The organism is Alteromonas sp. B31-7 (assembly GCF_015767655.1).
GTDB classification, from domain to species: Bacteria; Pseudomonadota; Gammaproteobacteria; order Enterobacterales; family Alteromonadaceae; genus Alteromonas; species Alteromonas australica.
This window is the reverse complement of record NZ_CP065233.1, coordinates 1,160,757-1,173,121: the sequence shown is the minus strand read 5'-3', so window position 1 is coordinate 1,173,121 and position 12,365 is coordinate 1,160,757. Positions and strand designations below refer to the sequence as shown.

General features: G+C 45.2%; 8 protein-coding genes. 1 reads left to right on the top strand and 7 read right to left on the bottom strand.

What is annotated here, in order from left to right; genetic code table 11:
- Nucleotides 1–15: 15 nt before the first annotated feature.
- Nucleotides 16–2,982, bottom strand: a complete 2,967-nt coding sequence (locus IUA53_RS04905; RefSeq protein ID WP_196898560.1) for a SusC/RagA family TonB-linked outer membrane protein — start codon at nucleotides 2,980–2,982, stop codon at nucleotides 16–18.
- A gap of 385 nt (nucleotides 2,983–3,367) precedes the next feature.
- On the opposite strand from IUA53_RS04905, the gene IUA53_RS04900 reads away from it, so the two are divergent.
- Nucleotides 3,368–4,240 (top strand): aspartoacylase, encoded by an 873-nt coding sequence (locus tag IUA53_RS04900; RefSeq protein WP_044448348.1) that lies wholly within the window; start codon nucleotides 3,368–3,370, stop codon nucleotides 4,238–4,240.
- Nucleotides 4,241–4,337: 97 nt separating this feature from the next.
- On the opposite strand, the gene mutT is transcribed toward IUA53_RS04900, so the two are convergent.
- From mutT to ftsA, 6 genes are all read right to left on the bottom strand, one after another.
- Complete coding sequence (gene mutT, locus IUA53_RS04895; RefSeq protein WP_044057837.1) at nucleotides 4,338–4,718, bottom strand: 8-oxo-dGTP diphosphatase MutT; 381 nt, start codon at nucleotides 4,716–4,718, stop codon at nucleotides 4,338–4,340.
- Entirely contained in the window at nucleotides 4,718–7,426 is a 2,709-nt protein-coding gene (gene secA, locus IUA53_RS04890) for a preprotein translocase subunit SecA (RefSeq protein WP_196898558.1), read from the bottom strand. Before secA ends, mutT begins: the two co-directional genes overlap by 1 nt.
- A gap of 142 nt (nucleotides 7,427–7,568) precedes the next feature.
- Nucleotides 7,569–8,447, bottom strand: a complete 879-nt coding sequence (locus IUA53_RS04885; RefSeq protein ID WP_044057839.1) for a M23 family metallopeptidase — start codon at nucleotides 8,445–8,447, stop codon at nucleotides 7,569–7,571.
- Nucleotides 8,448–8,642: 195 nt separating this feature from the next.
- Nucleotides 8,643–9,554 carry a UDP-3-O-acyl-N-acetylglucosamine deacetylase gene (gene lpxC, locus IUA53_RS04880; RefSeq protein WP_044057840.1) on the bottom strand — a complete coding sequence of 304 codons (912 nt, stop codon included), beginning with the start codon at nucleotides 9,552–9,554 and terminating at the stop codon, nucleotides 8,643–8,645.
- A gap of 302 nt (nucleotides 9,555–9,856) precedes the next feature.
- Nucleotides 9,857–11,023: a cell division protein FtsZ gene (gene ftsZ / locus IUA53_RS04875; protein ID WP_044057841.1), complete on the bottom strand. Its 1,167-nt coding sequence runs from the start codon at nucleotides 11,021–11,023 to the stop codon at nucleotides 9,857–9,859.
- A 106-nt stretch (nucleotides 11,024–11,129) separates the two neighbouring features.
- Nucleotides 11,130–12,359 carry a cell division protein FtsA gene (ftsA, locus tag IUA53_RS04870; RefSeq protein WP_044057842.1) on the bottom strand — a complete coding sequence of 410 codons (1,230 nt, stop codon included), beginning with the start codon at nucleotides 12,357–12,359 and terminating at the stop codon, nucleotides 11,130–11,132.
- Nucleotides 12,360–12,365: the final 6 nt, after the last annotated feature.

The window sequence follows — 12,365 nt, the reverse complement described above, 5'->3', positions numbered from 1 at the left end:
CATTATCCTGTTAGCTTAAAAAGAAAATTCCAGTCCGAAAGTAATTCGGCGCGGGACAGGAAATACTTCGTTGGGGGTTTCGGGATCTTCACTTAAGGTTCCATCTGGGGTGATGGTCAAAAGATTCTGAGCCTGTAAATAGATGCGTGCATCGTTAAGACCCATGCGCTCGATAAAATCCAGTGTTGGTGTGTAACCTACACTGATATTACGCAGCTTGAGATACGTTCCTTCTTCCCAGAAAAAGCTGGATTGACGGCCTTCGCCATTGTTGTCAATAAGGGTTAATGCAGGTACATCACTGTTGGCGTTTTCTGGCGTCCAAGCATCGAGGGTGCGCGCGCCATAGTTTGAGCCAATGTTCAATGATGTGAAATCGGTAAACAGTCTCCAGTTATTACGAATTTGCCCGCCTTTCACTCCTTGCCAGAACATATTGAAGTCCCAAGCTTTATATTTAAACGTAAAGTTCATGCCATAAATAAAGTCGGGGTCAGTGTCTGCGAAGAAGTCTTGATCGTTCTCATCAATTACGCCATTTCCGTCGAGATCCTGCCAGCGGATACGCCCTGGTGCAGCGCCAGACTGTACTGCGTGTTCTTCAACTTCTTCTTGGCTTTGGAAGATACCGTCAGCGACATATCCGTACACCGAGTTAATGGAGCGACCTAAAATTGTTTTGTCTTGCCCATTCCCTCCAAAAGAGTTCACCACATCTTCTGGTAGCGCTGTAACCGTGTTTTCCGTAGATGAAATATTAAAGTTGATATCTACCAGCAATTCGTCTTCCAGTAAGCCAGTTTCAATCCACTTCTCATAGCCCAATACCAGCTCTACACCCGCATTCTCTATCGTGCCGCCATTAACCCACTTTTGCGCGCCTTCACCCAGTGTTGCTATAGGCTGGGTTAACGTAAGAATGTCGCGGGTTTCTTTTTCATACCAATCGAAGCTCCCGTAAACAGTGTTGCGGAAAAGTTCAAAATCGACACCCAAGTTTATTTGAGTTGAGGTTTCCCATTTAAGGTCAGCATTACCGGTTTGAGCTCGTACAAAACCAGACGGCAGTGTACCGCTATTCGAGCCGGTTATGTCGTAGGCTGTACCTTCATCTTGTTCGTTCGTGAAAAGTGACTGGGTGGCGTAACGTGGTACATACGTCGTCACGGTGGCATTGGTGGGTATTTCTTGATTACCGGTTTCTCCCCAGCTCCCCCTAAGTTTCAGCGTGTCAATGAATTCAACGTCGAAAAAGTCTTCGTTACTCACTACCCATCCAAAAGAAGCCGCCGGGAAATTACCGTACTCGTTAGCATCACCAAACCGTGAGGAGCCGTCACGACGAATAGTAAATGATGCTAAATAACGGTTATCGTAGTTATAATCTACGCGAGCAAATTGAGAATCGAGTGACCAGGTTTCTCCCTCACCCTCAACACGTACATCTGACGTCGCTTGAGATAGATAGGCAAACGAACGGTCATCAGAAGCGAAACCCGATCCAATCCCTCTGAACAACTCTCGTTCGTAGTTAATTTGCTCAACACCTGCGAGGAAGTTGAACTTGTGTAAATCATTAACTACCCACTTATATGTCGCCGTAGCGCCGGTAATAATGCTTTGATTCCAATTATCTTCTACTGTTAAACGATCTCCGCTACTTAGCGATCCTGCGGTAAATGCACGCGTAAAATTACGAAAATAGAATTGGCTGTAATCGAGACCCACGTTCCCTCTTAGGGTTAAATCTTCAATGGGCGAGTATTCAACAAAAAAGTTAGCCATTACCTTATTGTAAGTATGGCCGTTGTCGCGGTTTTGCTCGATGATGCGGACAGGGTTGTCTCTATCAGTGATACCTGGGACTGGCCCACCCCAGCCACCAACATCATTGTAAACGGGGACGATAGACTGCTGTTCAATTGATAACCCTAGAATTTGTCCAGCTAAATCGTTGATCAAGTTGGCTTTTTGATCAGTAATAAGAAACGTCTGGCCAACTTTTAGCTTGTCTTCGATGACATCATGCTCAGAATTAAACCTGAACGCCAATCGTTCAAACTTAGAGCCATCGACGATGCCTTCAGCGTCAAAATAGCCTAAAGAGGTATAGAATTGAGACACCTCATTACCGCCAGCTACAGAGAAATTCATGTCAGAGATTTTCGACGTTCTGGTCACTTCATCGAACCATTGTGTATCTGCAGGTCTTTGCACGTTTTCCGGATCGGTATAGGTAGGCAATATGACTGAGTATAGCTCTGGGTTTTCGAAGTCTTGATTCCAGTCAAAGGTGTATAAAGGGCTTGCTGAGTTTGGGTTCGAGCCATCATTTACCGCGGCTTGCCAAACAACCGCTCCACGCTCTAGCGTGTTTAGGGGTTGGAGGTCATAGTCGTACTCTTCAATGCTTTGATTGAAACGAAAATTAAAGTCTAACCCCTTATGCCCTTTCTTCGTCGTGACGACAATGACACCATTTCCCGAGCGAGCCCCGTATATGCTGGCGGCAGCAGCGTCTCGTAACACCTGCACATCAGCAATATCGTTACTGTTAATCTCGTGTAAACCCGACTTGGTAGGTATACCATCGATAATATATAACGGGTCATTATTGCCCAATGGGCCTAAACCTTGTCCACGTATTCTCACTGTGGCGGTGGAGCTCGGGTTTCCCGTAGTGGTAATTTGAAGACCTGGTACCCTACCCTGCAAGTTTTGCATTATGTTACCAGCGGGTAAGTCGATAACATCCTCAATATCAACCGTGGCTATAGCCCCCGTCAAATCTGTTTTCTCCACAGCACTGTAACCGTAGGAAATTTCTATTACTTCTACTTCTTTCGGCGTCTCCGCCTGTACTGCGTCAGACTCAGTTTCCTGTGCCTGTAACGACGTTGCCATTAGCATTAAAGCCAGAGGCGCTGGCGTAAAAGCCGCACGTAGCTGACGAGCTAATGGGTTCAATTTGTAGTCTTTCATATCGCGTCCCGATAGTTGAAGTGGTGTAATTCCAGCAAATAAACAACGTTGTCTTTTTATGTTATACGCGTTCTTAATTTATTATTCAACAAATAATTAACAAAAGAATTTACAATTCTGTTCCATCCAAACCTTTATCAAGTGAGTATTTTGCAAATAAAAGTACGCTTAATAATCTCTAAACTATGGACGGATTAGGTGGTTAAATGGAGCTTAATAGATACTAACGTTGTACATAGCAACGTGATTGAAAGGTCGTCATGCCTTATGGCAATTTCGTTTTAATAATGAGGTTAAACGTATTCTCGGATATCGCTGGGTAGTGTAATATCAGGGCTGCTTTTTAATACCTCTATTTTCAACTCAATGTAAAAAAGGAAGATGAATGTTTAATAAGATCGCGCTTGTTGGTGGTACCCATGGCAACGAAACCAGCGGTATTCAACTTATCCGAAATTGGCAAGCGTTCGGATTACCTTCGCGATTCAGTGCATTAAACGTTTCTTTGAATATTGCCAATGAAGCCGCCCTTGAGGCCAATGTTCGCTTTGTTGAAGAAGATTTGAATCGCCAGTTCACCTTTGATGGTTTAGCGTCGTCTAATACGTCTAAAGAAGCTGTGCTGGCTAAAACACTTAACCAGAAATTTGGCCCAAAGGGCAATTCAGCAACGGACTTTGTTATTGATATCCACAACACAACCAGTGCGATGGGCGCAACATTGATTCTGCTTGAAGCCGATGAGTTTCACACACAATTGGGGCGTTATGTTAAACAACATATGCCAGAAGCAAATATACTGGTTGAAGACGAGAAACCGTATTTAGAGCATGGTTACTTGTGCACAACTGGCAAAAAAGGTGTGATGATAGAGGTGGGTGGTCAGCCACAAGGTGTGTTACGTGAAGACGTATACTTACTCACGCAAACCATGGCAGAAGTGATTCTGGACTTCTGCGTGGCCTATAATCAAGGCGATATTAGCACCGATGCACTGCCCCCATGCGAAGCGTTTCGATTAGGTGAAAATATCTCTTTCCCGCTATCTGAAAAAGGCCAACGTACCGCAATGATTCATCACAGTTTTCAGGATTCAGATTTCGCCCCTTTGTTGCCTGGCATGCCTATGTTTCGAACCTTTGATGGCAAGGATATCAATTGGGAAGGTGATAAAGAGACTTACCCTCATTTCATTAATGAGGCGGCCTATCATAAGCTGGATGTGGCTTTTGCTACCGCAGAGCGATTCACGCTTTAACATGCCCGAGCGTGAGGCACAAAAAAACGGTCTTCATGACCGTTTTTTGTTGGTTCGAACTTTTCGCGGTTAATTGCCTTAAGCCCGCACAGGTTAGCTACTTTAACGCGTCGATAATGGCAACGTTCGCAGCGGGAAAGTCAGACGCATTTAGCGCACCTATTGCTACCCATTTGGCTTCCTGTCCTTCTTTGCCATAAGGCTCGCCGTCGAACAACTCAACCGTATGAACGTCAAGTTTTACCCGTTTATCGCCGTAATCGTGCTCGATAACGGTTAATGGCTGACTTTCACCGACGGTAATGCCTATCTCTTCTGCAAGCTCTCTGGCCAGCGCCTGAGTGACGGTTTCGTCGCTCTCAACCTTTCCGCCTGGGAATTCCCATTTCCCACCTTGGTGAGCATGGTCTGGCCTACGAGTAATAAAGATATCGCTGCCGCGCGTTACAACGCCGACGGCAACATGCACTTGCTTCATTAGCTAAGCTTACCGTGGCATTGCTTGTACTTTTTGCCTGAACCGCATGGACAAGGGTCGTTACGGCCAACTTTAGGGCCATTACGCATTTCTGTGCGTACCTTGTCACTTTTCTCTTCAGGAGTGGCAGATGCTTCTTTGTGCTCAAAATGCTTGGGCACATTGTCAGCTTGTCTGCGCTGCTCTTCTACTTTTTGTACATCTTCTTCTGCTTGAACTTTTACCCGTGAAAGTATGGTGATCACTTCCACTTTCAAGGCTTCTAACATTTGCGAAAATAATGCAAAAGACTCGCGCTTATATTCTTGTTTAGGGTTTTTCTGTGCGTAACCACGTAAGTGAATACCTTGACGTAGATGATCCATAGCAGCCAAATGTTCTTTCCAATGACTATCTAAGTTTTGCAACATCACCGCTTTTTCAAACTGACGCAGGACTTGTTCGCCTACCACATCTTCTTTTGCTTTATAAGCCTGTACCACTTCACTGTGTATACGCTCTCTTAGCTTCTCTTCGTATAGCTTGTCGTCGTTTTCCAACCACGTTTTGATAGGAAGATCTACAGCAAAGTCTGCTCTTAATCGCTCTTCTAAGCCATCCACGTCCCACATTTCTTCTAGTGATTGAGGAGGAACATATTCGTCTACCACACCGCTAATGACGTCTTCACGAATGGCTTCAATGGTTTCGCTAATATCGCCTTCATCTAACAGTTCGTTACGCTGTTCGTAAATGACTTTTCGCTGGTCGTTCGCAACGTCATCGTATTCTAGTAGCTGTTTACGAATATCGAAGTTACGCCCTTCCACTTTGCGTTGCGCATTTTCGATAGCACGAGTTACCCATGGATGCTCAATGGCTTCACCACGCTCCATACCCAAACGCTTCATCATGTTGCCCATTTTTTCAGAGGCGAAGATACGCATTAAGGCGTCGTCTAGTGACAGGTAGAAACGGCTTGAACCAGGGTCGCCTTGACGACCTGAACGGCCTCGAAGCTGGTTATCAATACGACGAGACTCGTGTCGCTCTGTACCAATAATATGTAAACCACCAGATTCTAGCACTGCATCGTGGCGTTTCTTCCACTCAGTTTTTACTTTCTCTATTTGTGCTTGGGTGGGGTTTTCAATTTTTTCCAGTTCAGCCTGCCAGTTACCACCTAGTACAATATCGGTACCACGACCTGCCATGTTAGTGGCAATAGTAACCGCACCGGGTTGACCCGCTTGCGCCACAATGTCGGCTTCCTGTTCGTGGAATTTGGCATTCAGTACTTTGTGTGGAATTTTTGATTTTTTCAGGATGCGCGAAAGCAATTCTGAGTTTTCAATCGATACCGTACCTACCAAGGTGGGTTGGCCGCGTTCCACACATGCCTTAATATCTTCAACAATGGCTTCGTATTTTTCTTCTGCCGTTAAGTAGATTAAGTCCGCTTTATCTTTACGCTGCATTGGCTTATTGGTTGGAATAACCACGGTTTCTAAGCCATAAATGTGCTGGAATTCAAAAGCTTCGGTATCGGCTGTACCTGTCATACCTGCCAGTTTGTTGTACAAACGGAAGTAGTTTTGGAAAGTAATAGACGCAAGGGTTTGGTTTTCGTTTTGTATACGAACCCCTTCTTTAGCTTCAACGGCTTGGTGCAACCCTTCTGACCAGCGGCGTCCTTCCATTGTTCGGCCGGTATGTTCATCGACAATGACGATCTGCTCGTCTTTAACAATGTAATCTACGTCTTTTGCATATAATTTATGGGCACGAAGTGCCGCATTGATGTGATGTAGAAGTGAGATATTTCCGGCTGCAAATAAAGACTCACCTTCAGGTAGTAAACCTTCTTTGTGTAAGATTTCTTCTACATGCAATTGGCCGCGCTCAGTAAGATGAATTTGCTTAGCCTTTAAGTCGATGGTGTAATCGCCATCGCCTTCTTGCCCTTCTTCATCTTCTTTTTCTTGCTGTACCAGCTGAGGAATAATGGTGTTAATGCGACGGTATAGCTCCGAACTGTCTTCTGCTTGTCCAGAAATAATAAGGGGCGTACGTGCTTCATCAATGAGGATGGAGTCAACTTCATCCACTACAGCGTAGTTTAATGGGCGCTGTACGCGGTCTTGCGGGCTAAACGCCATGTTGTCGCGTAGGTAGTCAAAACCAAACTCGTTGTTAGTGCCGTAGGTTACATCGGCTTGATAAGCATCGCGCTTCTGTTCTGGCGACATGCCTGGTACGTTACAACCCACACGCATGCCTAGGAAAGTAAATAGTTGACTACTCCATTGGGCGTCACGGGTAGCTAGGTAATCGTTCACGGTAATAACATGAACACCTTTGCCTGAAAGCGCATTCAAATAAGTTGGCAGCGTGGCGGTTAAGGTTTTACCTTCACCGGTACGCATTTCGGAGATTTTACCTTCGTGAAGAACTTGCCCACCTAGCATTTGCACGTCGAAATGACGCATGCCGTAAACACGCTTACTGGCTTCTCTAACCGTAGCGAAGGCTTCGTTTAAAATGTCGTCAAGGGTTTCACCCTTTTCAATACGACCCTTAAATTCTTCGGTTTTGGCTTTTAGCGCCTCATCAGAAAGCTTTTCATACTCTGCTTCCAGTGCATTGATGGCATCTACGTTTTTGCGTAATTTTTTTAATAGTCGGTCGTTTCGGCTACCGAATACTTTTCTAAGGATGCTTGAAAACATTAGCTTGTTTATTCCACTACTTGTCGAGACGCCGCACGGTATAGCACAGCTGAATTAATACGTTAATGGCAATACTGTATGCGTATTGCCATGCGATTTCTAGAGCGTAAGCGTATTTGCTTACTTACCTGGCTGCTACCTTTTATTTTTTATAAACAAAAGGCAGAGGATCGATTTGCTTACCGTTTCTTATTACTTCGTAGTGAACATGAACACCTGTAGAACGCCCCGTGTTTCCCATTTGAGCAATAGGCTGACCTTTCGTCACCACATCACCCACTGAAACCTTTAGCGTATCGTTATGTCCGTAACGGGATACATACCCATCACCGTGATCAATTTCGACTAAATGGCCATACCCAAAGCGTTCACCTGCCCAGGTGACAATACCCGAGGCCGTTGCAATCACGTTATCACCTGCCTTACCGGCAAAGTCTAAACCTTTGTGCAATGCTGGTTCGCCTGTAAAAGGGTCGGCGCGCATACCATAATAAGAAGACAACCATCCCGACTCTATCGGACGACCAGATAATTGGCTCTGATCGTGGATATGGTGTCCCCGCACCAAACTTTCAAGCATAGAAAGCTGCTGAGACTTTACATCAAGAGATTGCTGTAACTTAGCAATGTCATCAAGTAAAGGGTCACCTTGGAGGTTGTCCGGTATCGATACGGGTACAAATGCGTCCAGGTCAGTCGCAGTCATACCTAATTCTGTTGCGATTTGCTTTCCTTTCTCGTCAAGCATAGACGCTTGTGCAGAAAGTTCTGCAACCCGAGTAAGTAAAGCATTTAATTTGTTGGCTGTCTGTTGCTTAAGCGCATCAACGTCTTGCTGAGTGGCTTTCACTTCTGATTGAGCAAGGCGCACCCGCGCGATGTCTTCAGACACAGATTCTGTGGAACGGCTAGAGACAAGCATAAAAATAGAAGACAGCACTGTGGCACTGACAAGAGTGCGTACACTGATACTGTGCCGATATCGCTTATTTTTGCCTGTTAGAGTTATTGTTAGCTTCATACCACAAATAAGGAGCTTGTTTACGTTTGCAGGAAAAGTATTGCTTTAAGTAATCTAGGTTACTTTTCGCTTTAATCTTTGCTGCAAAACGAATTATTAATATTGTTATACAGCTACTGTACCATTAATTAGACTAAATGCTAACTGTAAAAAAGCCGCCTAGAGGCGGCTTCCTTGCATTTTCTTGTTTTTCTACTATGCCAGCACTGGTTGCGCGTAGCGAATGGGTGCTTTTTCTTGGGAGTCATAGGTGACGTATTCCCAACATTCTTTCTGCGCAAGCACAGCATTTAGTAGTTTGTTGTTCAGCCCGTGCCCGGTTTTATAAGCACGCAGCTCGCCAATTAAACTGTGACCGCCTAAGTATAAGTCACCAATGGCGTCGAGTATTTTATGCTTAAGGAATTCATCATCGTAACGAAGCCCTTCTGGGTTAAGGACGCGGAACTCATCAAGTGCCACTGCATTTTCCATACTGCCGCCTAACGCCAGATTATTTGCGTTCATATATTCTAGGTCACGCATAAACCCAAAGGTTCTAGCGCGACTGACTTCGTTCACATACGAACATGAATCGAAATCCATGGTCATATGTTGGCGTGTCTGGCTAATAACGGGATGGTCAAAGTCGATAGCAAAATCCACTCTGAAGCCATCATAAGGCACAAGCTCAGCCCATTTATCTCCGTCTTCAACACGCACCGGCTTAGTGATACGGATAAAACGTTTAGGTGCATTTAGCTCTTCAATTCCTGCTGATTGCAGCAAGAACACAAATGGGCTGGCACTACCATCCATAATAGGCAACTCATTGCTATCCACTTCAACAATAATATTGTCGATACCTAAACCTGCTAAAGCCGACGCCAAATGCTCAACGGTTTGAATTGTCACGCCGTCTTCATTATTCAAACAGGTACACAGCATGGTATTACCCACAGCGTTTGCACGCGATGGAATATCAACATGAGGTTCAAGGTCTACACGCCGAAACACGATTCCCGTGTTCGCAGGCGCAGGCCGGAGAGTCATTGTGACCTTTTCCCCTTTATGAAGCCCAATTCCGGTTTCTTGAACCGGGTGCTTGATTGTACGTTGTCTAATCATCTGCTTTAGCTTTTACCTATCAAAAAAAGCGGTCGCGAATTATAGTGAGTTACCACTCACTTGTCAAAAACGATGCAATTTGGCTACAAACGCTTCCAAAGTTTACAAGGTTTTGCCCCCGCACAGGATTGTGAAACCCACAACCATATGCACAGGTTCACTCTGCCTTTATATACTGCAAATATTATAAATTCAAAAACTTAGCCTAAAATTTAATAAAAATTTACAGTTGTTAGCCTGATTCGTTATCAGTTACGACAACTAAACAGACTAAAAATTCATTTTTTCATAGAGAAAATGAATTAGTCAGCTTGTTTACGCAAAAACGCTGGAATATCGAGATACTCTAAATCGTTATCCGGTTGCGCACTGTCTTCTGCTTTAAGCGCTTGATTGCCTTCAGTGCCGCCCACCGCTGAACGTGGTTCTGCAGCGGTGCTGCTACCGTATTCTTTTGCCGGTGTAGTTAAACGAGAACCTTCAGAGCTCACAAGAGAGATGTCTGGTTTACGCTCAGCACCAATACCCGTAGCAACCACGGTCACGCGAAGTTCGTCAGTCATCTCCATATCGATAACTGTACCTACCACCACGGTGGCATTTTCAGACGCAAACGCTTTTACGGCATTACCGACCGTTTCAAATTCGTCGATGGCAAAATCTGGCCCTGCGGTGATATTCACTAAGATTCCACGCGCGCCTGATAAATCGATGTCTTCCAGTAGTGGGCTAGCAATCGCAGATTCAGCGGCTTCTTCAGCACGGTCTGGACCGCTCGCGGCGCCACTTCCCATCATTGCTTTACCCATTTCCGACATTACGGTACGTACGTCGGCAAAATCCACGTTAATTAAACCTGGACGCGTAATGAGCTCAGCAATACCTTGTACCGCGCCACGTAATACGTCATTTGCGGCACTAAAAGCTTGTAACAACGGCGTACCCGGGCCCATCACTTTAAGTAGTTTTTCGTTAGGGATAGTAATTAATGAATCAACGTTATTCGCTAATTCAACGATCCCCTGCTCTGCGAACGTGGTACGCTTTTTACCTTCAAATGGGAATGGCTTAGTGACAACGGCCACCGTTAAGATACCCATTTCACGTGCAATTTTTGCCACTTCTGGCGCTGCACCTGTTCCTGTACCACCGCCCATACCGGCTGTGATGAAAACCATGTCGGCACCATCTAAGGCTTGACGAATGGTTTCTCTGTCTTCTTGTGCTGCATCGCGACCAATATTAGGATCGGCACCTGCACCTAACCCTTTGGTTACGCTAGAACCAATTTGCAGTGTAACGTCAGCGCTTGAGCTGCGTAGTACCTGCGCATCGGTATTTACCGCGATGAATTCTACGCCTTCAATACTTTGTGAAACCATGTGTTCAACGGCATTACCACCACCGCCACCAACACCAATGACTTTTATTACGGCTTCTTCGCCGTGACTATCCATTAATTCGAACATACTTACTCTCCGGTTGTACGTCTTTTAACACTACACTAAAACATAGTCTATCGATTATCTGCATCCTGCATATCGTGATGTTTTAGCGTTAGCGCCCCCAAATAAATTAAAATTCGCCTTTAAACCAGCTTTGCACGCGATGAAATAAACTCTCACCGGTTTTCTGCTTACTGGACTTCTTATTATCTGATTGCACTTTGCCGTATTGCAGTAGCCCTACGACAGTGGCAAAACCTGCATCTTCAACGTATTCGGACAAGCCTTTTACGTTAATGGGTGTTCCTACCCTTACAGGCATCTGAAAGAGTTCCTCTGCAAACTCTACTGCGCCTTCCATTTTGGCGGTACCCCCGGTTAGCACAAGGCCGGCGGCAATTTGCTCTTCCAGTCCACTGGCACGAATTTCATCGTGAACCAGTTCAAACAGTTCTTGGTATCTTGGCTCAATCACTTCAGCAAGCGTATGTCGAGACATCACTCGAGCTGGGCGACCGCCTACACTTGGCACCTCAATACTGTCTTCCATGCTAACCATGTCTTTTAGCGCGCAAGCATAGTTAACCTTAATCTCTTCTGCGTTGCTAATTGGCGTTCTGAAGATTTTCGCTATGTCACTGGTAATTTGATTCCCTGCAACAGGGATAACCGCAGTGTGACGAATAGCGCCATCTGTGTAAATCACCATATCCATGGTGCCACCACCAATATCCACAACGCACACGCCAAGCTCACGTTCATCATCGGTGAGCACCGCGTAGCTCGATGCCAACGCTGAGAAAATTAATTGATCAGCGTTTAGCTCACATCGCTCAACGCATTTCACCATATTTTTCGCCATATCATCGGCACAGGTGATGATATGCGCATCGGCTTCCATTCGTACGCCTGACATGCCAATTGGGTTTTTAATTCCTTCTTGCACATCAATGGTAAACTCTTGAGGTAACACATGAAGTAATCTTCTTTCCGCTGCAATGGGCACACTTCGAGCGGCATGTATTACATTATCTACGTCTTCTTGTGTGACCTCTTGATTGTTAATGGGCACCATACCATTTTCATTCTGGCATTTTACGTGACGTCCCGAGATAGACATGAAAACTGAAGACACTCGGCAATCTGCCATTAACTCCATCTCGTTCACTGCACGTTGTACCGACTTAACCACCAAATTTAAGTCGTTAACGCCACCTTTATCCATGCCTTTTGCGGCATGGGTGCCTACGCCAACGATGCTGATTTGATCATCATCAAGCAATTCGCCCACCACAGCCTTTACTTGGCTGGTGCCGATATCTAAGCCTACAATCAAATTGCGTTCAGCAGGTTTTGACATGGTTTA